Origin of the sequence: Paenibacillus sp. 1781tsa1 (genome assembly GCF_024159265.1) — a bacterium.
GTDB lineage: Bacteria > Bacillota > Bacilli > Paenibacillales > Paenibacillaceae > Paenibacillus.
In genome coordinates this window covers 3,006,198-3,031,604 of the sequence record NZ_JAMYWY010000001.1, presented here as the reverse complement: position 1 = coordinate 3,031,604, position 25,407 = coordinate 3,006,198, and the positions used below count along the sequence as shown (strand labels likewise).

The following is a 25,407-nucleotide window of genomic DNA, read 5'->3' as shown; positions in this document are numbered from 1 at the left end:
AATTCATGTCATTAATCTTTCAATTCCTGCTACACACTCAATGATGTGGACTCCGTTTGCTTCTCTCTAACAACAAGACGTCTATGTGCGATCAGAAGAAAAGGTACTCCCAGTGCAGTCGTCAGTGCAATCGGTACAAAAACAGCGAGCCCATTCTCTGCTCCAAATTGACTTAACAACAACCCTCCCATTACAGGAGCGATAACACTACCAATATTATTGAAGCCGATAGTTCCGAAATACGTCCCCTTCCATTCCGGCTTCGCAATCCGGTCGATGAGCATATCCATCATCGTGAACAACAATACTTCCCCAATGGTAAATAGTATGACACTCATCATCATCATGAATACACCTTCAGCGATTCCGACCATCATCAGACTGGTTGCGACCAGCAGATTACCTACAATCAGAGGAACAAGCGGTGGAAAGTTTCGGAAGGTTCGCACAAGCGGATACTGAATAATCAGTACCGTCACCGCATTCAGGGACAGCATGTACGAGAACATCTGACTTCCATTTTCAAAGATCGGGCTCCTCGCCAAGTACTGTGCCAACGTAGAACTAAAGTGCCCGTAACCCAGAACACAAAATGTGGTACCGATTAATACTGGCAAAAACACCCGGTCGCGACCGGTGGTTATGAGTGCTTCACGCAAACGTGGTGCGGTTGCCTGATGACGCTCTGGCAGATTGGCATGCTGTAGCTTGAATTGCAGAAATAATACAAGTCCATATGCGATGTATACCAAGCCGGAAATCACAAACGGAAACGTTGATTCAGATGATCCCAGCTGAAATCCGATAATTGGCCCAAAGACCACACCAAGATTAATTGCAGCATATCTGAGGTTAAACACCAGCAATTTGTTCTGCGGAGAAGTAATATCCGATAACAGGGCTCTGGAGGTAGGCTCAAATACTGCACGGCATAATCCGTTTAACGTATTGGCAACAAAGAACACCCATAGATGCTCTGCTGCTGAAAAAATAAAAAACACACCTGCCCAACTAAATACCGAGATTAACATCACGATTTTGCGCCCGATCCGGTCCGAAATATAACCTCCATAAAAGCTGACCATTACACCTGCCAGCGAGCTAACGGCCACAGTAATACCGGTCTGGGTCGGTGTAGCCTCTAGTACACGTGTCAGATAGATGGATAGAAACGGGATACTCATTGACGTCACAAGACGTCCAAACATGGTTCCGATAATGATGGTCCATGCCAAGGGGTGAATTTGCCTTAAATATTGCTTCATGCGAACTTCTCCTATTCTTTCTAGATGCTTCAAAAGCGGACTTTTTGAACAATCTCTACTAATGTATAATTGTAAGGATAAAAGGGGGAAAGAAAAGTGTAAACATATCATCACACTTTTCACCTTTAATAGAGGAGTCATGACCATGGATACCCTACATACACACTTTATAAGGCTCGCCGGGGCCGAACAGCTTTCGTTCAAGCTCCATGAACCTGTAGCGGTAACAATTGATAGCTTGTCCGCTGCCTTGTGCTGCACCCCTCGTAATGTGAAGTTCATTATTAGAAAATTGGAGGAGCAAGGCTTCATCCACTGGCAACCAGGCCGTGGTCGTGGGCACCATTCGGAGTTAACGTTGCTGCGTAGCATGAATGAAGCGCTGGAAGCGAGTTTTACCGAACTTCTCGCTAAAGGCAAAATGAAAGATGCCATTGAACTCATCGGAACCATTCAGATGCACGATTCACTGCGAGAACAGCTCATGCTCTCCCTCCATCAACAGATGGGATTTCACAGCCATGAGGAAACTTCCTCAGGTCAGGATATCCTGCGCATTATGAGGTCTCGCCAGTTAGGTGATCTGGACCCAGCCTTTGTTTATACTGCATTTGAAACCTATCTGCTGAGCCAGGTCTGTAATACATTAATCACTTATGATGCCAAGATGGAATCATTCCGGCCAGCATTGGCTCATATGTGGGAGTGCAGTGAGGACCATCGATTGTGGACCTTCTATCTCAGGAAAGGTGTACGTTTTCACAACGGTCGTGTCATGACGTCCCGGGATGTCCAAGCGACGTTGCAACGATTAATAGATGTGAATAGTCCGTCCATCTGGTTGTATCGGGATATCGAACGTGCGGAAGTAGCTGGCGATTACTGTATCAAGTTTGTTCTTCGTCGTCCTAATCGGTTCTTCTTGCATCTGTTCAGTTGTATTCGAATGACGATCCTGCCCTACGATTACAATGTAGCCAATACCTTAATAGGTACCGGTCCTTTTCAGATCTCTGAGCTGAATGAAGATGTGTTGGAACTTACCGCATTTGATGCCTACTACGGCATCCGGCCACATCTGGATCAAGTCCATTTCTGGTTTGTGACTGACCTGAGTCCGAATGATCGCTATTATGAGCTACCAGGTACTGATCGATTGAGTCTCACAACAGGCTGTGAACAGACCAACAGCATCAATTATCCGGCACTGGGTTGTCAGTATATGCTGTTTAATTTTCACAAGGAAGGCATCCATCATCATCCCCTATTTCGACAAGCCCTGCGTATCGTCTATGATCCGGTCGCGCTTGTCAGAGATCTCGGTGGTAATCGGATCACACCAGCCAGCAGCTTCCTTCCCTGGAGAAGTGCAGCCCAAGACTGGACAGCGGTTTCTCTTGACGATGCTCGTGAATTGCTGCATAGCTGTGGGTACCGGGGTGAGACGATAACTTTATCGTATAAGCATAATAAGGACGCAGACGTTGCGGAGTGGTTCCAATGTCGTGCGCAGTCCATCGGAATGAACATCAGCATGCACGCCGTTGTGGATTATTTCAACTCAGAGGAAACCACGAACGCCCAATTGATCTTGGCTGAAGAGATACTGGAGGAAGATTGGCAGTACGGCATGATTCATTTTTTCAAAAACCTGTCCAATCATTTTCATATGTGTATGTCCCCTGTATTCCTGTCTCAACTGGATGACAAACTGGATCATTTCGCAACGCTTCATCGGGCAGACCGCACAACGCTCCTGGATGAAGCTGAAGCCTTGCTACGTGATCACTGCTGGATCTTGCATGGCTGTCACATGAACAAGCAGGCTGAACTGGATCAGAGCATCTTCGGCATGCAGATAGCAGAATTCGGATATATGGACATCTCCCAATTGTGGATCAAAAATCCTTAGGTATATATGTGCACAGACGCATCTGTGGGATATAGGGCTGAACAAAATCATGGATCGGCAAAAAAGCCGCTAGCCTATTTACGATAAGCTAACGGCTCTATTGCCGATCCATTTGAGTGCAATTAGAGATTATTTTTGGTGTAATAGGTCTCCAATACCTGCATGATGGACTCGATTTTAATCGGTTTGCTGACGTACGCATCCATGCCTGCCTTCAAACAGTTCTCCATGTCTCCTCTTACGGCATTTGCAGTTACCGCAATAATGTATGGACAATTCTCGGGGGGCAAAGAATTTTTAATCAATTTTGTCGCTTCGAATCCATTAAGCCTTGGCATATGCACATCCATGAAGACAATATCATATGAATTGTGTTTGACCGCCTCGACTGCCTCAACACCATCCGCCACATGATCCACGAAGTGCCCTTTTTTCTCAACAATTCTGCTAAGAACGAGCTGATTCACCTCATTGTCTTCTGCAATTAAAATCCTCAAGGCTGATGTTCTGCTCTTCTTCTGCTGTTGATCCAACCTGTTGCTTTCTTCACCATTATTTAATTTAAATTGGGCAGTAAATATAAATATTGTACCCGGTTCATCCGATTCCTCGATCCAGATCTCGCCCTGCATAAGCTCCACCAATTTCTTGCTAATGGCAAGGCCAAGACCCGTACCTTGAGGTTTGCGGGTCATAAAATTCTCCAATTGGTAGAAAGGTTCAAATAATTGTTGTTTCCTCTCAGCCGGAATGCCAATGCCCGAATCCTTTACCTGAAAATAAAGCTGCACGGTATTGCCCCGCTGCTCCTTAACTCCCACTTTAACTTCTACGCTGCCTTCTGAAGTGAATTTAACCGCGTTGCCAATGATATTGGTAAGTACCTGCTTAAGACGATAAGCATCACCATACACCGGAGTTGGAATAGCATCTTCTACGCACATACGAACATCCAGCTTCTTTTCACGAGCCAGTGGTTTAACGATTTGCACCGTCTCGGTCACGATTTCTACGGAATCAAAAGGATCTTCGACCAGATCGGTTTTGCCTGACTCTATTTTGGAAAAATCAAGAATATCATTAATGATGGCCAGCAAGGAATCTCCACTCTTCTGAATGATTTCAATATATTCCTTTTGTTCCCCGCTAAGTCCAGGAGTATCCAAGAGCAAATCCGTCATACCAATTACACCGTTCATAGGTGTACGGATTTCATGACTCATCATCGCCAAAAATTCACTTTTGGCCTTATTCATTCTCTCCGCTGTCTCTTTGGCTACAAGCAGTTTTTTCTGCTCTGTAATGTCCTTCGCAATCAGGTAAAACCCGACATTGGATTTATTAACAATGATTGGAGCAAGTGTAGCCAAGACCTCTGTCTCAAAGCCTTCCATGTGCCGAACAGCGTTGATCTCCTTCTCAGCCATCTCATAATTACTCCCCAGAATCAGACCCAGATTACTGGCTCCAATAAATCTGCTTATGCTTGTGCCGATCATTTCAGCCACGGGACAGCCCGTCATTTTCACCGCTACTGGATTCGCATTCATAATATTACCATCCATGTTAAACGAGATAATGGCGTCATGATTGTATTTCTTAAGCGAAGTGTATCGCTCCACAGATTCCTGCAATTTAAATTCGATACGTTTGCGTTCAGTAATATCCTGTAGTGTTCCGTTTAGCTGGACTGGCTGACCATTCTCATCGAGCGTAACTAACCCGCGTAAGTGAAGATACTTCTCACTTCCATTCGTGCTAATGTGCTTGTACTCGAAATCTAGCGCTTTCCCTTGTTTTACCCATTCCATCTGTTCGTATAAGGAGGCTTTATCCGCGGGATTAATCACATTAGCTATATCACTTGCACGATATGATTTTCGTGTACGTTCGAATTCAAGAATCTCAAAAATCTGATCTGAAAGAGCGATCTGGTCATTGACCATATCCCATTCCCAACTGCCAATTAAGGCGATGCGTTCAGCCTCTGCACTGATGTCTTTATGTTTTTTCCGTTCGGATACATCTCGTCCAATTGAAAGAATCTGCATTCCATGCTCAGCATCACCAAAGACTTTGTATGTGGTTTCAAACCACAGATAATGCCCATCTTTATGACGGACCCTAGTATTCAACAGATTACCCTTGGTCAAGTCCATCTGTGAAATCCGTTCCAGATCTTGTGGATGAAAATATGCATCATTATTTTGACCAATTACTTGTTCTGGCGAATAACCCAGTAAACCTTGAACGGAGGGGGAGCAGAATCGACAAACACCCTCCTGATCGGCAATATAGATGATCTCCTGAGCATGATCTGTAATAAGTTTGAACATCTCTTCACTATACAGAAGCTTTTGTTCAGACATTTTGCGGTCAGTAATATCAATAATATGGCAAATAAAATAAATAGGTTCATCCGTAATTTCGCTACGGACTAATGTAAGATGCAATGACGTCCATAAGATGTCACCATTTTTATTGATGTATCGCTTTTCGTATTGATTTTCTTTTATTTTACCTTCAAATAACTCGTAACTACAGATCATATCTTGCGGTGAATCATCCGGATGTGTAATATCCTGGTACGTGAGATCCATTAATTCATCACTTGTATAACCTAGCAAACAGCAAAAAGCAGGGTTCACTTTCATCCATTGTCCTGTTGGAGCAACGAGTGCAATTCCAATAGGTGCTTGGTTATAGATCTGCTCGAACAATTCATGATGATCGACCTTTTGAACCTGCATTGTAAGCTCTCCTTTTGGCATATAAACTCCATGTATAGATTGTCGAAATCTAAAGCTTTTCCTGATATAAAATGTTCCATAAGAATGGGTCAGTTTTAAAACCACAGTACCTGCTTAATACCCAGAAATCCAACCATTGAAACAAATCTTTTTAAGAGATTTGTGTCTATAAAGTCAAACAAGGTCTGGAATCCACTACTATGGAGTCCCGACCTTTGTCAGTATATATCATTATAAGTCATATGCAATAATGAATCGCTAGAAAAATGGGTTAGCGCTCACGACCAACAAGATAATCCAATAAATGTCTCAAAAATGAAATCGGTTTTGGCATCTCGTTTAATGCATCTGTAGCAAGACAATAATGCTCCCACATCTCTTTCTTCGCGCCTTCATCACCAAGAATGGATACAAAGGTTGAATTGTTGTTCCGCTCATCCTGACCTGCAGGTTTCCCGAGAATGAGGTCATTTCCCTCGAAATCCAGCAAGTCATCCTTGATCTGGAAGGCGATCCCCGCATGATAAGCGAACTTTTTCAGCGTAGCCATCTCCGGTTCCTTCACTTGAGCAAGTATGGCTGGCATGACCAGTGCAGCTTCGAAGGCAATACCTGTTTTGTAAAAACAGATCATGTTCAACTGCTCAAGCGTTAATACCTTGCCTTTGGAATTCAGGTCCATTGCCTGCCCCATACACATATCCTCTGCTTTTTCAGCCGAATATCGAATGAGAGTAAGCACGGTTGCCGCATCAAAGCGATTCAATGAGGATTGCTCTCCGATCGCCTTCTGAATGAGAAACAGACCCGTAAGCTCTGCTGTGGCGCTATTGTGTACCTGATGCAGAGTAGAACGTCCACGCCTTGTCGAAGCATTATCCTGCGTAGGCAGATCATCAAAGATTAGGGAAGCGGTATGCATGTACTCCAGCGATCGTAGCAGCGGAACAATAGATGATTCGGGTAGTCCATACTCGCGCACGCCCATAACCCAGGTTAATATGGGGCGTAACCTCTTTCCGTCTCCCTGCAAGCTATAATTGGCTGCATCGATCAGCGTTTCTTTCATCTCATGAAGTCCACCGGGCTTCGAAATCTGCAACTCTACATTAATCTGTTCGCGAACTGTTCGAATGGTCTGCTTGAAGTCCTCTTTCTCCTGCTTGTCATTTTTCAATTGAAGCACGACCTGATCCCGTAACAATTTATCGAGGAAATCAACGTCATCTGCTTTTCTCACCATCTCTTGAACCAATTGATTGAATTCAGGCTGCCCAGAGGCAAAGATCGTCATCACTTCATCATATTTCTGCTGCCCCAACCGTTCTTTACATCGCTTCAGACCGTTTATAGCACGATCCAGTATGACCTCCCGGGTCTTGACGTCCGAGTTGTATACATCATGGATTAGGTGAGAGATGACTGCCCAATACAATTCATATGGATTAATCAGATCAGGGCGCAAATCACGATACTTCAAATAGTACGTATAAGGAGTTACAGCCCCTTCTTCCATATCGTCAAACATATCGGCAAAATCATCTGCCAGCTGATTATATATCCCGTAATAGAACGTCCGCAGATCGAATCCTTCATCCTCTGGTGCACTGAGAACAGACCGGACGATTAATCGGGAAGACGAAGATTTGATAATAATCGGAATGTACAATTCTTCATTGGTATAATTTGCATTGGCTAATTTCTTGTTGCGATCAATCTCTTGAGACTGAAAGAAAACATAAGATTGCTCTAAGAATGTGCGCTGTTTCTCTGGATGCTGGTAGTTCTTGATGTACTCAAATGCTTCCCGAAGCTCGGAATGCACATATTCAATCACTTCAAGGTTACTGCCTTTCCACTCTCCCAGATCAGGTACAACCCCGGTAAGAAGTGCATCGCGTATCATCAGTGAATATTGTTCCTTTTCCTGAACCGTCAAAGCTTGAGAATCCAACAGGTCATCCACAAATGGATACGTCAAACCGTAGGAATAACCGAGTCTGATCGCCGCATCAAATCTCCGCGCCCGTTCCTCAGGTGGGGTCTGCTCATTCATCTCATCGTCCACATGAAGAACCACGCCAAGAATAATTTTGATAAGCTTCCGCTGCGCCTGCTCTGCATCCAGCTCCTTCGGAATGTTGGATGCTACATTCTTTAATTTGTCCATCACCCAGATAACAGCCGTTTCAATGTGCTCCTTCTGTCCCCACCGGTACAACGCAGCAAGACTGATATAATCGGGCTGACCTTTTCGCCCAGTGGCAGAGCCCATAAAGTATTTTTTGGTATTCTGGACAACGTGCTGAATTCGGGCTTGCGTATCTGGAGAATCAAGGGCTTGCCCCAGATCTCGCATATAAATATAGGAGATACTCCGATCCAGGTAATCATCCAGTTTTCCTGTCGTATTCAGCCAGTGGATATATCTATGAACATCCCGGGTATCCGGTTTTCTTTTGCTTGGTGATAAAAGAGAAAGCCAGGCAAAACGATGAATATGTTTTTTTTGCCACAGATGAATATCTTGGATAAGTGCTGTTGTATACGTATTATCTATAAGTTGCTGCCTAAGAGTAGTAAAATACTGAGATGCTTTCTGCTCAGCTAGCCGATATCCTGCATCAGCCTGTTTTGTAAGTACGTTATTCATAGGGTGGATACCTCAACTTCTATTAATGTTAAACATGTATCCATGAAAGGAGATGAGGTGCTCCATGGACGAAAACTGAACTCATTTGATGGTGTACCCAACGCGTCAGCTCATGTTCATAACCTTTATACGGCGATCTACCCGTTTGGTTACGAAATCGTCACTGTTCATTCCTACGTACATGATTTTACAGAATGGAGGACCAGACTTTGACCGCTGTGATGGCGATAAGTACGATTAATGCGTACCGAAGTACCCTCACATTGATCATCGAACTAACCTTTGAACCAAGGGATGCCCCCAGCATACTGCCGATCACCGTGTAGATGATGGGCTCCATCGGAATGTCTCCACCCGTCATTTTCCCTATCACGCCGCCAATGGCGGAGATAAATACAATCGCCAGTGAAGAAGCAATCGTCGTTCGCACGGGGATGTTGAGAATCGTCAGCATGATGGGAATAAGGATAAAGGCACCACCTGCCCCAACAATTCCTGATACAATGCCTACTGCAAAAGCAGTGCCTGCTGCAATCCATCGGTTAAACACCAGTGGAGCTGAGGTATCGAGCTTTCCCTTTCCGGGAATCAGCATAAGCACAATCGCCATAATGGCCAGAATGCCATAGATCAGATTAATAACCCTTCCGTCCAGATGACCTGAGATGAACCCGCCGATTAGACTGCCAGCAAGAATGCTGGAGCCCATGTACAGCACCAATCCGCGGTGAACGATCGCCCCACCACTTCTACCCGTTTTTACTTTTCTCCGGAATGCAATCACACCGGCAAGTGAAGCAAAAAATACTTGAAACATACTAATCGACGATACCTCATGTGCTGAGAATGGCTCCAGTCCCATCCAGGATGGAACATATAACAGTAGCGGATAATTGATAATGGCCCCACCAATACCCAACAAACCGGAGAAGAATGAACCGACCAGACCGAGTATAAACATGATGACAAAAAGCAGAAGATCCATCGGTTATGCGCTTCCTTTCGTGCAATATAAATCTCATTTCGATACCACTCAAAAGTGCTATACAAGGCGAATATAATCCGTTATAATGAAAACCAAGTAAATTAATCCGAAATGAGTGATTAAGCATGTTTAACGTGTTGAAGACTCTTTTTGAAAATAAATGTCCACATTGCAACGAAAAATTACAAGTTCATAACGATGCGTTATGTTCAACCAAAACCTGTCATCAATGTCATTACAAAGAAGAGAGCTATGGCTCTCTGGGAGTTCGAATTGTATATGACACCACAAAATGATAAAAAGCTATAGCCTTGTTAATTGTATCACGATCTCTAAATTTTCGGGATAATTCGACAAACTTATTTCCCTCTCATATGCCACGATTACTTTATAATGAAAATACAAAAACGGTGCAAAACGAATAAATCGTTCTGCACCGTTTTTTCTGTTTTTTAAGATGAGCTCCCTTCATTTTAAAAGGGTTACTTACTTTATTTTATTTGGTTTTGAAGCTGAGGAATCCATCATCTACGGCTACAGTTGTCCCATTCACTGCGCTTGCTGCATCACTGAACAGGAATGTAACCACACTGGCTACTTTTTCTGGTTGAATAAGCTCTCCACGCATATGTTGAGTAGCAAGCGCATCCTTCATGGCTTGGTCATCACCCAGAATCGGTGTTTCGATAAAGCCAGGAGCTACACCAACGACACGAATTCCATGCTCCGCAAGTTCCAGTGCACCGGATTTGGACATCATAACAACAGCAGCCTTGGCTGCATTGTAGTTGAAGCTGCCTACTGCAGCAACACTTCCATAGATCGAAGCCGTATTCACAATGGTACCTTGTACATTTAATTCAACCATTTTTTTCGCGCCATAATACATGCCATAGTATACACTGTGCTGATCTACATCAATGACTCTGTGATAAGATTCCGGGTCCATCTCCAGAAATGGCTTCACAAGTCCAATGCCTGCGTTATTGAAAATACCGCTTAACGTACCATATTGCTCTACGGTCCAGTCGATCAGGGCTTTGATCTCGTCTCCTTTGGATACATCCACTTTGTATGCGCCCGCTGTTCCGCCTGCTGCTTCAATCTCTGCCGCAAGCTTCTTCGCTCCGTCTTCATTATAGTCAGCGACAACAATAGTCGCACCTTGATCCGAAAGTTGAAGTGCTGTTTCTTTACCAATACCACTGGCTCCACCTGTAATAATGATTACTTTTCCATTGTGCTCCGTCATGATTCAGTTCTCCTTTGGCAAAATATTTTTATAACTTATAGTAAGTAACTATATTTAATTAACTTATATGTTCATCATACGCCCCTGTTACAGGCTTGTCAAACCATAGAGCATCTCTTACTCGATTATGTTTTAAATGTCATCTCTATCTCATGATTATTTCGTATTAGTCTAGCTCCTAACACATTAAATATGCATGAGTTTTCAGAAAATAAAAAAAGCGAAGATATCAGTGATTCATTCACTCCGATATCCCGCCCTTATAAAATATGAGATTTTCAAACTGAATTCACTCCATATTGAAATTCATTCAGCTTATTCACCCTGAAGTCCGCTCAGCGGATCTTTCAAGTTGTTAATGTTGGTGATCAACTCAGGAATGCCCGTCTTTTCCCAATTTTCTGCCGTAAAACCTTGCTCCGCTATCGTATTCTCGAAATTGTCCACAACTTCCGTTAATTGCGTATTGTAGCTGACCAGATTTTCATGAATGCTCTCTCCTATCGCAGGAGCAGCCAGCTGAGAAAATTCGCTTGCTTCTGCTTGGATCAGATCGATTTTCTCCTGAATCTGAGTGGTTATCTCCGGATTATTCACCGCACCCGATGCGAGCTCTTGCAGATCAGCCCCGGCGTTTGATACCTGTTCTATATAATCAGTAGCCCCACTAACATAATTTAAACTTTCATTGGCTTGTTCTACGACAGAACAGGCCGAAATCAAAAGAATACTTGATGCGATAAGGCCTGTCATCATTAATGTGTGCTTTCTTTTTCTTATGAACATGATCATCTCCCCTTCTCCTATTCGAAATCCTTGTTCCAAGTCCATGATACCTGTTCAAACTGCTTCATTGCAAATGGGTCTGCAGTCAGCGTTATTAACATGTATAATAATAGAATCACACGGTAAAGGGATGTCATGATTATGCTTCAAGCCTTGAACCAACGCTTGAACCGCTTCATGCCACTGATTACCCCAATCAGCATTATTATTGGCGTGTTATGCGGGAGTTTCCTTTCTTCTTATACCTTTTTATCTCCTTGGCTCTTTGCATTCATGACGTTCGCTGGAAGCATTAGTCTTGGGATACGGGATTTTGTAAACGTACTGAAGAAGCCGATCCCCTTGTTTGTATGTCTGTTTATTTTGCATTTGGCAATGCCTCTAATAGCTCTCGGTATGGGTCATCTGGTTTTCCCTACTGATGCGTACACCATAACGGGTCTGGTTCTGGCAGCCGTTATACCCACAGGAATAAGCAGCTTCATCTGGGTCAGCATCTATCGGGGCAATATCGCACTTACGCTTTCCATCATCCTGATTGATACCATGCTTGCTCCTTTCGTAGTGCCCGGAGTGTTGTCCCTGTTAATTGGCACCAGTGTTACACTGGATACGGCAGCCATGATGAGCAGTCTGTTCTGGATGATTGTGGTGCCATCCCTGCTCGGTATGCTTTTGAATGAGTGGACCAAAGGCGCCATTGTCCCGGTCTGGGGACCGAGATTGAATCCATTATCCAAATTGTTTATGGCATCTGTCGTTGCAATTAACGGATCTGTTGTTGCCCCTTACTTGGCCGATTTCAACTGGAAATTGGCTGGACTTGCGGTCATCATTATTTTCCTGGCATCATTCGGTTATGCACTAAGTTACTTTATTGCTCGATTGTTGGGCTGGAATGAGGCCGATCAGGTCGCTCTGGTGTTCAATGGAGGCATGCGTAATATCAGCGCAGGCGCAGTACTCGCAGTTTCGTATTTTCCGCCACCCGTTGCTGTTCCCGTCGTGCTCGGCATGGTATTCCAACAGATGCTCGCTTCCCTGACAGGTTATCTGCTCGGTCGTCGCTCTCAACTTCTGCATAAGTCAGATAAGACATCTGCCGCCTAACAAAATATTGGATGATTACAAAACGCCGACATGCTTGTCGGCGTTTTGATTTGAGTTGCTATGATTACTAATATGGCTACGATACTGCTAACGTTTCGTAACCCAATCATTCTTTTCTGGGTTTACAAATCCACTTTCATATTCCCCAGCATCTTGGCAACTTCAGGGTCGTCAATCTTCATGAAGAGACTTTCCTTGGTATCCAGCGTGGAAATGGTTGCAATCTCTTCCGGACTCAGTACAAAATCGAAAATATCAAAGTTCTCCATAAGCCGCTCTTTGCGTACCGATTTGGGAATAACAACGACGTCCCGCTGCACAAGCCAGCGCAGTACAACCTGGGCGACGGATTTGTTATGTTTCTCCGCAATGGAGGCCAGCACTTCGTTGCTGAACAGATGATTGCGACCTTCGGCAAACGGTGACCATGACTGGTGCTGTATGCCCTGTTCTTTCATGAAAGCAGCACTGTCAACCTGCTGTTGAAATGGATGTGTTTCGATCTGATTGATGGCAGGTACAATTTCGTTATGAACAATAAGGTCCATCAGACGGTCTGGCAGGAAGTTGCTGACGCCAATTGCCTTGATCTTGCCCTCGCGGTACAGTTCTTCCATCGCGCGCCACGCGCCGTAGTAGTCACCAAAGGGCATATGAATGAGGTACATATCCAGATAATCGAGCTGCAGCTTGCTCAACGATTTGGCAAACGCCAGCTTGGTACTTTCATATCCGGCATCCTGAATCCAAAGTTTGGTCGTGATGAACAGTTCTTCCCGTGCTATACCACTACGCTTGATTGCGCGTCCAACCGCTTCTTCGTTCAGATATCCGGCGGCGGTATCAATCAGGCGGTAACCGGCCTTCAATGCTTCATATACCGTATTCTCGCATTCATCCGCATCGGGAACTTGATAGACACCAAAGCCGATGATCGGCATTTTCACTCCATTATTTAAGGTTACCAATTGCATATTAACTCCTCCTAAGGTTCAATTGTGAATCGCAACCGGCTAGGTATGCTGGAATCCTGCAACTAAGCGGGATTCCACTTCCGTCCGACTTGCGTTACAATAACCCTAGCTCCTTCGTGTTACACGAAGTCAAGCGCTCTAATATTTTTTTACAAGGAGGATTACATATTATGTATACTGTCCAGGATGCTGCCCAGCTTACGGGACTCACAGAGCATGCTGTTCGTTTTTACACGGATAAAGGCTTGGTTCCAAGCATTCAACGCAATAAAAATAATATTCGGGTGTTTGATGAAGAATCCATCAATTGGCTACATGGCGTCAAATGCCTCAAGCAGACAGGTTTACCGATTGAAAATATTAAAACATACGTCGATCTCTGCCTCGAAGGTGATTCAACCGTTTCGCAGCGATTCGCACTTATGATGGAGTATAAGGAAGCAGCGCTGATTCAGCTTGAAGAGGCCAAGAGCCGCGTAGCCCATTTGGAAGAGAAAGCACGTCAATATCAGGCCATATTGGAGCAGCGCATCCCGGATATGACCAACCCGGTCAATTGGGAAACCAAGCGTGACGAAGAAGGCAGCTGTCCGGCTTCTCGGCTAAAAAATCGTATTCTTCCTGAAACTGAAGCTTCGAGTCAATGTCCTACAGCTGCGCAGTAAATAACGCTGACGATCCTGTCGGCGTTTTTCACTTTACATATTTCATACCCCTCCATGACTCCACTCCGTTTTCTGATATAGCCCACAAAAAAAACCATCAACGAGTGATGGTTTTCATCTAATCATTCTTTGCAGAAATCTGCTACTGTTCATGATTCTTTGATACTTATTTCGGCTGGATATATCCTTCAGCTTTAAGCAATTCTGCGATCAGAACCGCACCACCTGCCGCTCCGCGGAGCGTGTTGTGGGACAATCCAACGAATTTGTAATCATAGAGTGAATCTTCGCGCAGCCGGCCTGTGGATACACCCATACCACGTTCGATGTCACGATCCAGTTTCGTCTGTGGTCTGTTCTCTTCTTCAAAATACGTAATGAATTGTTTCGGTGCGCTTGGCAGAGCCAACTCCTGTGGGCGACCTTTAAACTGCAACCAACGCTCCAGAATTTCGTCTTTGCTTGGTTTTTTCTCAAAGTTTACAAACACGGTAGCCAGATGTCCGTCCGTTACCGGTACACGAATACACTGTGTTGTAATTAATGGAGCAGAAGCTTTGACGATCTGATTGTTCTCGATGCTGCCCCAGATGCGTAGTGGTTCCTGCTCACTCTTCTCTTCCTCGCCACCGATGTATGGAATGACATTATCGAGCATATCCGGCCAGTCCGTAAAGTTTTTACCTGCACCGGAGATGGCTTGATACGTGGAAGCAACAACCTGAGTCGGGTTGAACTCACGCAAGGCGTGCAGTGCTGGCACATAGCTCTGAATCGAGCAGTTTGGTTTCACTGCAATGAATCCAGTTTTGGTACCCAGACGTTTGCGTTGAGCTTCAATCACATCCAGATGTCCCGGGTTAATCTCAGGGATTACCATAGGTACATCTGCTGTCCAGCGGTGAGCCGAGTTGTTGGATACGACAGGTGTTCCTGTTTTGGCATAAGCCTCTTCGAGCGCTTGAATCTCATTCTTTTTCATATCAACCGCGCAGAAAATAAAATCAACCTGGCTGGCAAAAGCTTCGACCTGCGAAGCATCCTGAACCACGATTTTCTTCACCGCTTCCGGAATAGGAACTGCGAGTTTCCATCTGCCCTGTACGGATTCTTCATATCTTTTACCTGCCGAATTGGCGCTTGCAGAAATAGCTGTTACTTCAAACCATGGATGTTGATCGAGCAGGTCCACAAAACGCTGACCTACCATGCCCGTTCCTCCGACGATACCAACTTTCAATTTTGCTGACATTCAATCATCATTTCCTTTCGGTTTAAGTGATTCTTCTCATTGATCCATTTCATAACTCACAAAAAACGTATTATGAAATGGACTTCCTAATTAACACTATTCAGGCAATTCCAAAGCGTGTAGTCACAGCCCCGAAAAAACCAAAAAATCCCATCCCCAAGACAATAGTCTCAGGGACGAGATTGAATTCTCGTGGTACCACCCAGATTCGCCGATATGTCACCATATCCGCCTCTTCAAGTAAAGGTATACAACCATATTGCAAGCTGTAGACCATCCATACTCTAGCTCTGTAACAGGAGCGCCTGTCACACCATCCCTTAATGCTAAGTTCCGATGTGCTGCTCTGAGTCTTTATTCAATAAAAGATTCTTTACTCCTTTTCAGCTACCGGAGCTCTCTTTGAAAGAATGATTTTTATCTACTCGTCTCTTCGTCGCATTTGATATTGCGATTATAATATCAAAATTACCGTGATGAAGTAAACACATTTTTTTTGGATATTGAAATTTACTCGTTAATTTCTTACTGTTTGTTGGCAACAATTGCATACGTACCCAGTGGGCTCCCAGGCCCCGAGGCTTGATGTGTTCTGAGTAATTTCAGTTCGGAAAGAAGAAGTGTTTTTACTTTGTCCGGGATCGGAAGCAGTTTCAGTTCCGCAGGTGCTTCTGCCAGTGTCATTTCTGTTTCCCACCGGCCGTCTTGCAGCTCAGGAGAATGGATTGAAGCCTCTTCTTTGATCCTCCAACCTGCCGAAGTGACAAGTTCTTGTATATCCTCCGGTGTAAAAAGTGTACGCACATTGGAGAAACTGTTCTCCTTGTAACATTCGACCTGGGACTGAATCAGAACAGATAACCAGTGCGAGAGCTGGCTCACATCTGTAACGCGTGCATCCCATTCGGCAAAACATAACTGATGTCCCCATGTCCTGATCTTTCTAAGTATCTGGGCGAGTTCGTCAAACGATTTCAAGTACCAGGAACAATGGGAAAGTACGATCACATCAAACTCATTCTCGGCAAATTGAACTTGATCGCTTAAAATGTCAAAATCATAATCCATTCGAATTCGATCACCCAGCGGAGATCTCTGCAGCCTAGCTGCCGCTTCGCCTACGGTCAACGGTGAGCCATAATCCTCTGGAGCAATATCTACACCATGAACGTACCCACGCTCCCCCACCAGATGTGCAAGCACGGCCGTTGTATCTCCCTGACCACACCCGATTTCCAGAACACGGCTTCCTGCCTTGATTCCCCAAAAGAGTCCCAGTTTCATCCGATGCTCAGTCTGAATGTACTGAATGACTGCGTTGTCCTCCACGTCCATATACTTAATAAGGTCTCTGATGATAGTTTCATTCATGATTTCTCACTCCTCAAAGAGCAACTTGAACTACTTGCTCATTGTAGCGTTACTGGAAACATTGTACAATGCTGGATTCTATGAAAGAACCATGTACGAAGGAGAGGCTCTCTGGTACCAGCAGATGTGGACCTCTGCTACAAATTAATTCCTATGCCCACTGGGTTGCAAGCTTTTGAAGATAGGGTGTCAGCATGGGCTGTAATTCCTTGCGCATCAGTCCGATCTCCAAGATCGCCTGAATATATCCGAATTGATCACCAATATCGTAGCGGCGTCCCTCCAGTTCAAGGGCCATCAGTTCCTCCACTTGACTTACTTCTTTCAAGGCATCCGTTAACTGATATTCCCCTCCAGCCCCTCTCTCGATCTGATCCAGAATGGGAAAGATGGAGGGTTTCAGAATGTATCTTCCCATTACAGCTGTTCGGGATGGGGCTTCTGCAAGGGAAGGTTTTTCAACCAGATTGGTGACTCGATGAACCCGGTCCTCTGCACCATTCGAATCAATGATGCCATATTTGCTCACATTTGCAGCGTCTACCTGGCGGACACCGATGATCTGGCTGCCTGTCTTTTCATAGAGATGCACCATCTGTGCAAGTGCAGGTGGATCAGACACCATAATGTCATCTCCGAGCAGTACAGCGAAGGCATCCTCTCCTACAAATTGCCGTGCACATCCAATGGCATGCCCCAGTCCAAGCGGTTCTTTTTGACGAATAAAATGAATATTAGCCATCTCGCTGATGGCCTGTACCTCTTCCAGTAAAGACTGTTTGCCCTTGGCATACAAAGAATGTTCAAGTTCAACCGATTTATCAAAATGGTCCTCTATGGATTTTTTGTTGCGTCCGGTCACAATGAGGATATTCTCAATGCCTGACTGCACTGCTTCTTCAACAATGTATTGGATAGCCGGTTTATCCACGATTGGCAACATCTCTTTAGGCTGTGCTTTCGTTGCTGGCAGGAAACGGGTTCCGAGACCCGCTGCCGGAATAACTGCTTTTTTAATTCGCATTTCATCATACACTCCTTTCATTTGCTTCGTGTAACTAATATTTCATACTGTGGGCAGCTAAGTTGCTATACGAAACACCCAATATCTGCTAACCATATAGTTCAGGACCATCCCCATCAAGGTCGCCAGAATCTTGCTCATCACGAGACTCCAACCCAGCATATCGTGCAAAGTCATCAGAATCAGCGTGGTTAACGCGAGAACGACGAGATTGGTGATTAGAAAACGAATAAGTTTCGCTCTATCGTTACCCCCTCGTGCATCTCGAAAAGTCCACCTGCCGTTCAGCCAATAACTGTTCGTAACACCGCAGCTGTACGAGATTACCTGGGCAATCAGAACCGGCACACCGACCACTGCGAGTAAAGCAAATACCACCGCATCCACTGCCGTATTCGCAATACCCACAATACCGAACTTGAAAAGTGTAATCAGACGTTCAGTCATGATGAGCAACTCGTGCTGTCAATCGGGATTGCGCTTGCTGGCTCTCGGCCTGAACCACGTCTCTCACAATGTATAGTGGGCGCGCCTTGGTCTCATCATAGATTCGGCCAACATACTCGCCCAGAATGCCCAGCATGATCAAGATGAATCCGTTAAACATCAGCATGATACTCACAATGGATGGCCATCCTTTAATCGTTGAATCTGTGAAGATAGCCGAACCAATAACCGTTAACATGTAGATGAATCCGCCTACCGACAGGATTGCACCTACATATCCTGCAAGCTTGAGCGGTTTATGCGAAAATGACGTAATGCCATCCAGGCTCAGCTTCAGCATGCGTTTCAGCGGATATTTTGTTTCGCCTGCCAGACGTTCATCCCGTTCATATTCAATAGCCGTCTGACGAAATCCGACCCAACTGACCAACCCGCGCACAAATCGGTTTTTCTCCGGAAGACGTTTCATCTCTTCACATACTTTGCGGTCAATCAGGCGAAAATCTCCGGTGTCTACCGGGATATCCGTATCCGTTGAGGCACGAAGTACACGATAGAACAGACTTGCCGACCATTTCTTGAAGCGAGTTTCCCCGCTTCGTCTGGTGCGACGGGCATATACGACTTCATAACCCTCTTTCCACTTGGCGATCATATCCAGTATCAGTTCGGGAGGGTCCTGCAGATCCGCATCAATAATAACCACCGCATCCCCCGCTGCGTAGTCCATACCCGCTGTTATCGCAATCTGATGTCCGAAGTTACGAGCAAAATCAATCAGCTTCACACTCTCGTCCCAACGGGCGTAATCACGGATCATCTGTGCACTTCGATCCACGCTGCCATCATTGACAAACAACAGTTCATAGCTCTCTCCTGTACTGCCCATGACCTTCTTCAGACGCCGATAAGTCTCTTCGATCACCGCTTCCTCGTTATACATGGGAATAATAATGCTGTATCGGTACGCGTGAGCCATGTTCGTCCCCTCCTTTTTCCAATGGACTTCGTTCGAGATTTTCATTAAAGTTTACAATTTCACTTCGTACAAGGTGGTCTGTCCGCTAAATCCGAACCCGAATCCAAATCCGAGTCCAGCTTCATTCTCCGTGTCTCTGTTATCCATAGATCCGCTGTCCGTGCCTGTCTTCCATTCTGACGTTGGAATCTCGGTTCCATGCTCTTTGATCCAATCGGTAATTTCTGAGTTTCCTCCGCGACCACCCATGCCACCAACCATGAAATATTTCACTTGCCCGCTCTTGATGAGTTGCTCAAGTTCCTCTGTTGTGTACACCGGGTCTGATCCGGAGAAACCTCCAAGCGTGATCACTGCTGCTTTCTCATCGATGATATAAGGTGCTGCCTGATTGTAGTCCGTAGTGGCGAAGAGATACGTTTCGCCTGTATTGTGTTCTTTCAGATAATTCAGTGTGGCTGTATCCACTTCTTCGTTACGGCTGCCCATTCCGCCACGACCACCCCTTGAAGGCATTTCTGTATCTCCTGCACCGTTCCCCATCGGCATGCCCATTCCTGCTCCACCAAACATGCCATTGGAACCAGTAGGTCCCGCTGCCGGAATCATGCTGTTGCCACCATAAGTAATTGGGGTGAATGCCCAGTAGATTGGACCAATCAGCATCACCATGAATCCCGCGATAATGAAGCCTTGTTTCCATCGATGTGTACGATGAAGCATAACGACCAGGATGACCGTGACCAGAATGCCTGCGATTAATTCACTAATGGACCAGCCTGCACCAATCGTATCGTTATACACCTGCATGATATACCAGCCGAACAGAGTCGTCAGCAGCACGGACACCGGAAGCAACCATGCCTGCCATCCAACGCGATCACGATATGACTTCCACATCGCTACAAATCCTGCGCCAGTCAGCGCAGCAAGTGGAGGTGCAAGCATAATCAGATAATATTGATGGAAGAACCCTGCCACACTGAAAAAGGCAGCAACGGGAAGCAGCCAGGCCAGCCAGAACAAGGCCTCCTTGTGCTTACTGGTTATATTTCTCCGTCTTAACCCTGCAAATATGGCAATGCAACCAAACAATACAACTGGCATAAGCCAGCTAGCTTGACCTGAAAGTTCAGTCTGGAACAGACGCAGAGGACCTTTCTCCCCCGTACCAAACATGCCTCCGCCACCATTACCGCCAAAATTTCTTCCGTTTGGCATTTCTATATCATTTGGCATCTGTCCGTTCGGGAAATTACCATTCGGCCTATTCATGCCGCCCATGGCGTTTGTACCGTTCGAACCATTCATATTATCGTTATCCGGTGCATCGACATCTTGGCCTGCCTCAGGAACACCACTACCCGTCTGATTAGGACCTGAAGACAAGCCTGCTCGATTGCCACGATTATTTCCCTGTCCAATCCCATTTGGCATACCTGCGTTACCTGCCGTATTCTGCTGGCCCGTTAGGCGAGCCAGACCATTGTATCCAAAGGCGAGTTCCATGACCGAGTTCGTTTCACTGCTGCCGATATAAGGTCTTTGGTCTTCGGGTATGGAATCCACAGTGACCGCCCAGGATAAGGAAACGACCACCAGAACTGCTGTGCTGCCGATCAGCAGCATGATCTTCCTTCTCCATTTCGCCTGAAATGCAAGCAGATAGAACAAGTAAAAAGCCGGGAGAATCATGTAAGCTTGAAGCATTTTCATATTAAAGGCTATGCCTATTAACCCAAAGGCAACGAGAATGCGCCAAGCGCTGCCTTGTTTGCTGCCTTTGAACAAAAACCATGAACCCAGCAGTAGTGTAAACACCAGCATGCTGTCAATATTGTTGGTCCGGCTGACTGCCGCCACAACAGGCACAGTCGCCATCGCAAGTGCCGAGATTCGTGCTGCTGCGAGACCATATGTAGGTTTAACCATGAAATAGATCAGGAGCACCGAACCGATTCCCGCTAATACTTGCGGCAAAATAACGCTCCATCCGTGCAATCCGAAGACATAAGCAAAGGCCGTCTGAATCCAGAAGACAACAGGTGGTTTATCTACAGTGACCGAGCCTGCCGAGTCTAGTGAAGCATAGAAAAAGTTATGGAAGTTGCTGAGCATACTACCAACGGCAGTCGTATAGTAGGAATTGGCATATTGATCGTTCCAGATACCGTACCCATTCAGAAACGCCGCCAGTAATACAATCGGCAGAAGGACAAGATCCATCCTTCTTTTGGTGTTATTCAATGTTAATCACTCCTTCAAAGTTCTTCATGTCTAATATTGTGACATGCCAAAATAAAACTGGGATGAGTACCCGCTGAATGTTGTCTGAGGATAATTCACAATCCTTTCAGCTAAATTTCAGTTTGGCAAGCGATAATACAACATACAGTCCTTCTCATTTGAGGGAGAACTAAGATGGAAGCAAGCAAGGAGGAACCCCGCATTATGAAGCTTAGCAGTGGAATTAAAATATTATTGGCTGATGATGAACCGCATATTTTGCAATTTCTAGAGCTTGGATTAAGCAATGAGGGCTTCGATGTGCGCACCGCGCCGGATGGAGCGGCTGCGCTTGAATTGGCGCTTGAATTCAAGCCACATATGGCTATTCTGGATGTCATGATGCCAGAGATGGATGGATTCGAAGTGGTCGAACGTCTGCGTAAGACCGGAACTCAGGTTGGCGTTATTATGCTGACAGCGAAGGACGAAGTCGAGAATCGGGTTAAGGGCCTTTGGCTAGGTGCTGACGATTACATGATCAAACCCTTTGCCTTCGACGAGCTGCTCGCTCGGATTCAGGCCAGACTGCGCAATCAATTTCCTTTATTAATAGGAGCCGTCACCCACGGTCCCTTCCGAATTGATGATCAACGCAAAGAAATCACCTATCAGAATCAGGTCCTGGAGCTATCTCCTACCGAATACGAACTGTTAAAATTTATTGTGCTTAATCATGGGATTGTACTTAGCAAAGCGACCATTCTAAGCCGGGTGTGGGGGTATGATTTTGGCGGGGAAGAAAATATTGTGGAGGTATACGTTCGCTCCTTGCGCGACAAACTCGGGGATAAAGAACATAAACTCATTCGCACGCTTAGGGGTGTCGGGTACAGGGTGGATCTCTAATGAACTCGCTGCCTAATAAAAATAAATTTCGTTTAAGACGTCTTCACCAATGGATCTGGCCTCGTTCACTGCGTTCTCAATTGCTCTCACGTTCTCTGTTCGTGCTTGCTGGGCTACTATTGTTAATCGGTATCCTGCAATTCTGGATCATGGAAAGCTTTCTCTATCGGAATCAGGCAAAAACCATGGAAGAACAGCTCATGTCCATGCCCCCGGTTTGGCTCGGAATTCAGTCACGTAGTGGCTCTTCCAACAATCCTTTTGGTGGACAGACAGGAAACGGGTCTGGCAATCGGGTGCTATTTATTCCGGACCGTTCACTGGCGCTGTTTGATAATCGAGGTACGTTCGAGGATGTTTTTGGGGAAGACGGTCTGAAAGCTCCTCATCTATCAAGCGTTGAATATCAAGACATTACAGAGGAGTTGAAAGAACAAAAACATATCCCCTACCGAATCGTAACGGATAGCCAAGGGAATGAGCAATTGATTGTATTCGCCTCACCAGGTCCACGCAATCGAGGCTTACCCATGGTCCAGATGGGTACAGCTACGAAACCTCTGAGAGACTTGATTATCAAACAGCTTCTGATCTTCATCATGTTATCGCTCTTAGCCATGGTAGCCGGGCTTATTCTATACACCAAGGTATTACGCCGGACGCTGGTTCCCCTCTCCAATATGGTGAATAAAGTACAGCAGATCGATGCAGGCAGTCTCGCAGAACGCCTTCCCATCGTTCAGGGACAAGAGGAAGTGGATCAGCTCGCCGTTTCATTTAATGGCATGCTTGAAAGGTTGGAGAACTCGTTTGAAGCGGAACGGGAATCAAAAGAGCAGATGCAGCGTTTCTTGTCCGATGCTTCCCATGAGCTTCGTACCCCGCTTACCTCCATTCATGGCTTCATTGAAGTTCTACAGCGGGGTGCAGCGACCAATCAGGATCAATTGTATAAAGCACTGGACAGCATGCACGGCGAATCCGTACGTATTAACAAACTGGTTGAAGATTTACTGCTCCTGACCAAGTTGGATCAGGCTCCGAAGCAGGAGCGTGAGATCATTCAGCTGGACAGTCTGCTGCTCGAAATGCAACCACAACTTGCCATGATGGCTCAGTTGAGGTCCATTCATCTCGACCTGACGGCAGCGGTCCATGTACTGGCTGACCCTTATAAGCTGAAACAGGTTGTGCTGAATCTGTTCCATAATGCGGTGCAGCACACCGATCCAGAGCATGGAGCCATCTCCATCACGTTGTATGCCACGCACCATAAGGCTGAATTGTCAGTAAAGGATAACGGGACAGGCATTGAACATGCACATCTGCCCCATATCTTTGAGCGATTTTACCGCACAAGCAGTTCTCGTTCGCGCAAACAAGGTGGCGCAGGTCTCGGTCTAGCCATTACCCGCACGATTGTAGAGTCGTATGGTGGGAAAATTACAGTACGAAGTCAGGTAGGCGTGGGAACTGAATTTATGATTTTGATGCCGCTGTATAAGGCTGATGTCTAGGCTGAGCTTCGGTTCTACGTAAGCTATAAGTTCGCTATTAGCAGCTCTAGTTAAAATCTACTTGATCATTACGCAAGCTCCTAGTCAAGCTCACCAAACGCTGCTTTTCTTCCAGTTTAATTCAGGTTCTTCACTGCATGAAGAATCCCCCTCTCATTTCGGTTAAGGAATGAAAGGGGGATTCTTTTTGTATCCGATCCGATTGATAGAGTGCAGAGTAAGTAGTAGCTCAATTGGTCTCAGGCTTTCGCACTTTCAGGCTAACGAATCTGAGACGTCTTATTCAAGCATTTGGAGCGTCCACAGAGATCTAATGAACCTGAGCCACGTTATATTAGAATAAACAACCGTTTACTGCGTTTTTCTCAGGGGATTTCGGAAAATAGCGTGTCTGATGTTCCTTACAATTTAAGAAGCGTACCTAGAGGCCGAATAAGACGTTCTGTGTTCGTTAGAAAATCGTCTAGGCATTCACTAAAATTAGCCAGGATCAGCTATCTTGGACCTCAAGGCTTTTGAGACCTTGGTACCCATCATCGTATAGCTTACCCTCAGTTTGAGTTTGAAGACATTCTCTAAAATTCATCCCGATCTATTACTGCTTTTGGCAACGGTGGATTACCAAGGGTACACGCCATTATCATCTAGGAATTCTCCGTTATGGCGTTTGCCATCCGTCGCATAACGCACGATAATCGCAGCGCCGGCTTCTTTTGATTTACCGCCTTCGGCATTGCCATTAAGATCTGTTGATGTGAATCCGGGCGTTACCGCAAAGACTTGCGCCCTGCTGTTTTTGACTTCATAAGCCATCGAAAGTGTCATGGCACTGTTGGCCGTTTTGGATGAGTTATAGTCGAAGGCATTTAAAGTAAATTCCGCATTTTGCATATGGTCCAGAGAAGCCATGTCGGTTGATACATTAATAATTGTGCCTTCATTGTCTTTGATTAACGGGAACAATCGCTGATTCAAACGGAAGGTACCGAAAAAGTTCACTTCAAAGGCGTTCCGCAGATCTTCCTCTTTTGTATCCGTGAAGGAATGAGAGAAAGCACCCGGCATACCCGCGTTATTGATCAAAAGGTTTATTGCAGGATAAGTCTTCTGAATCGTATCGGCTGCCTGCTCAATGCTCTTCGAGTCGCACATGTCGATCTGTACAAATTCTACGTCTAATCCCCTGGAAGTTAACTCGGAAACAGCTCTTTCACCCCGTTCAACACTACGTGCGCCAAGGATAACTTTCCAACCTGCTTCACCCAACTGTTTTACGATTTCATATCCAATTCCTTTATTTGCTCCGGTTACAAAGACAGTCTTTTTCATG

At 45.4% G+C, this 25,407-nt stretch carries 19 protein-coding genes and 1 other annotated feature; of the genes, 5 read left to right on the top strand and 14 right to left on the bottom strand.

Annotation, left to right across the window (positions count from 1 at the left end; genetic code table 11):
* Positions 1–29: 29 nt before the first annotated feature.
* Complete coding sequence (locus NKT06_RS13570; RefSeq protein WP_367399857.1) at positions 30–1,265, bottom strand: MDR family MFS transporter; 1,236 nt, start codon at positions 1,263–1,265, stop codon at positions 30–32.
* 145 nt (positions 1,266–1,410) lie between these two features.
* Here NKT06_RS13570 and NKT06_RS13565 point away from each other — a divergent pair, with 145 nt between their 5' ends.
* On the top strand, positions 1,411–3,177 hold the full coding sequence (locus tag NKT06_RS13565; RefSeq protein ID WP_253434970.1) for an ABC transporter substrate-binding protein: 1,767 nt from the start codon (positions 1,411–1,413) through the stop codon (positions 3,175–3,177).
* Positions 3,178–3,299: 122 nt separating this feature from the next.
* Here NKT06_RS13565 and NKT06_RS13560 read toward each other — a convergent pair whose 3' ends face one another.
* The 5 genes from NKT06_RS13560 to NKT06_RS13540 form a co-directional block, all read right to left on the bottom strand.
* Complete coding sequence (locus NKT06_RS13560) at positions 3,300–5,927, bottom strand: PAS domain S-box protein (protein ID WP_253434966.1); 2,628 nt, start codon at positions 5,925–5,927, stop codon at positions 3,300–3,302.
* Positions 5,928–6,198: 271 nt separating this feature from the next.
* Positions 6,199–8,580, bottom strand: coding sequence for a polyprenyl synthetase family protein (locus tag NKT06_RS13555; RefSeq protein ID WP_253434963.1), 2,382 nt, complete (start codon positions 8,578–8,580; stop codon positions 6,199–6,201).
* A gap of 187 nt (positions 8,581–8,767) precedes the next feature.
* Positions 8,768–9,565, bottom strand: coding sequence for a sulfite exporter TauE/SafE family protein (locus NKT06_RS13550; protein ID WP_253434960.1), 798 nt, complete (start codon positions 9,563–9,565; stop codon positions 8,768–8,770).
* A 496-nt stretch (positions 9,566–10,061) separates the two neighbouring features.
* Positions 10,062–10,817: an SDR family NAD(P)-dependent oxidoreductase gene (locus NKT06_RS13545; RefSeq protein WP_076211740.1), complete on the bottom strand. Its 756-nt coding sequence runs from the start codon at positions 10,815–10,817 to the stop codon at positions 10,062–10,064.
* Between the two features lie 315 nt (positions 10,818–11,132).
* Positions 11,133–11,603, bottom strand: a complete 471-nt coding sequence (locus tag NKT06_RS13540; protein WP_253434957.1) for a DUF6376 family protein — start codon at positions 11,601–11,603, stop codon at positions 11,133–11,135.
* 141 nt (positions 11,604–11,744) lie between these two features.
* On the opposite strand from NKT06_RS13540, the gene NKT06_RS13535 reads away from it, so the two are divergent.
* Entirely contained in the window at positions 11,745–12,713 is a 969-nt protein-coding gene (locus tag NKT06_RS13535) for a bile acid:sodium symporter family protein (protein ID WP_253434954.1), read from the top strand.
* Between the two features lie 122 nt (positions 12,714–12,835).
* On the opposite strand, the gene NKT06_RS13530 is transcribed toward NKT06_RS13535, so the two are convergent.
* Entirely contained in the window at positions 12,836–13,687 is an 852-nt protein-coding gene (locus tag NKT06_RS13530; protein ID WP_253434949.1) for an aldo/keto reductase, read from the bottom strand.
* Positions 13,688–13,857: 170 nt separating this feature from the next.
* On the opposite strand from NKT06_RS13530, the gene NKT06_RS13525 reads away from it, so the two are divergent.
* Positions 13,858–14,352 (top strand): MerR family transcriptional regulator, encoded by a 495-nt coding sequence (locus NKT06_RS13525; RefSeq protein ID WP_253434945.1) that lies wholly within the window; start codon positions 13,858–13,860, stop codon positions 14,350–14,352.
* Between the two features lie 166 nt (positions 14,353–14,518).
* Here the strand turns inward: NKT06_RS13525 and asd are convergent, their stop codons facing one another.
* The 6 genes from asd to NKT06_RS13495 form a co-directional block, all read right to left on the bottom strand.
* Entirely contained in the window at positions 14,519–15,604 is a 1,086-nt protein-coding gene (asd, locus tag NKT06_RS13520; protein ID WP_253434942.1) for an aspartate-semialdehyde dehydrogenase, read from the bottom strand.
* A 169-nt stretch (positions 15,605–15,773) separates the two neighbouring features.
* Positions 15,774–16,050: a binding site (T-box leader), on the bottom strand.
* Positions 16,051–16,129: 79 nt separating this feature from the next.
* Complete coding sequence (locus tag NKT06_RS13515; protein WP_253434937.1) at positions 16,130–16,975, bottom strand: class I SAM-dependent methyltransferase; 846 nt, start codon at positions 16,973–16,975, stop codon at positions 16,130–16,132.
* Between the two features lie 151 nt (positions 16,976–17,126).
* Positions 17,127–17,999, bottom strand: coding sequence for a UTP--glucose-1-phosphate uridylyltransferase GalU (gene galU / locus NKT06_RS13510; RefSeq protein WP_253434934.1), 873 nt, complete (start codon positions 17,997–17,999; stop codon positions 17,127–17,129).
* A gap of 57 nt (positions 18,000–18,056) precedes the next feature.
* Positions 18,057–18,446 carry a GtrA family protein gene (locus tag NKT06_RS13505; protein WP_253434931.1) on the bottom strand — a complete coding sequence of 130 codons (390 nt, stop codon included), beginning with the start codon at positions 18,444–18,446 and terminating at the stop codon, positions 18,057–18,059.
* The gene (locus tag NKT06_RS13500) at positions 18,439–19,425 is read right to left on the bottom strand and encodes a glycosyltransferase family 2 protein (protein WP_253434927.1); all 987 of its coding nucleotides are present in this window, start codon (positions 19,423–19,425) and stop codon (positions 18,439–18,441) included. Before NKT06_RS13500 ends, NKT06_RS13505 begins: the two co-directional genes overlap by 8 nt.
* A 51-nt stretch (positions 19,426–19,476) precedes the next feature.
* Positions 19,477–21,651: an ArnT family glycosyltransferase gene (locus NKT06_RS13495; RefSeq protein WP_253442537.1), complete on the bottom strand. Its 2,175-nt coding sequence runs from the start codon at positions 21,649–21,651 to the stop codon at positions 19,477–19,479.
* A gap of 225 nt (positions 21,652–21,876) precedes the next feature.
* Between NKT06_RS13495 and NKT06_RS13490 the strand changes: the two genes are divergently transcribed.
* Together NKT06_RS13490 and NKT06_RS13485 are read left to right on the top strand one after the other, a co-directional pair.
* Entirely contained in the window at positions 21,877–22,560 is a 684-nt protein-coding gene (locus NKT06_RS13490; RefSeq protein WP_253442536.1) for a response regulator transcription factor, read from the top strand.
* Complete coding sequence (locus NKT06_RS13485) at positions 22,560–24,077, top strand: sensor histidine kinase (protein ID WP_253434924.1); 1,518 nt, start codon at positions 22,560–22,562, stop codon at positions 24,075–24,077. The genes NKT06_RS13490 and NKT06_RS13485 overlap by 1 nt, the downstream gene beginning before the upstream one ends.
* A 618-nt stretch (positions 24,078–24,695) precedes the next feature.
* Here NKT06_RS13485 and NKT06_RS13480 read toward each other — a convergent pair.
* Entirely contained in the window at positions 24,696–25,406 is a 711-nt protein-coding gene (locus NKT06_RS13480) for an SDR family NAD(P)-dependent oxidoreductase (RefSeq protein WP_253434921.1), read from the bottom strand.
* Between the last annotated feature and the right edge of the window lies 1 nt (position 25,407).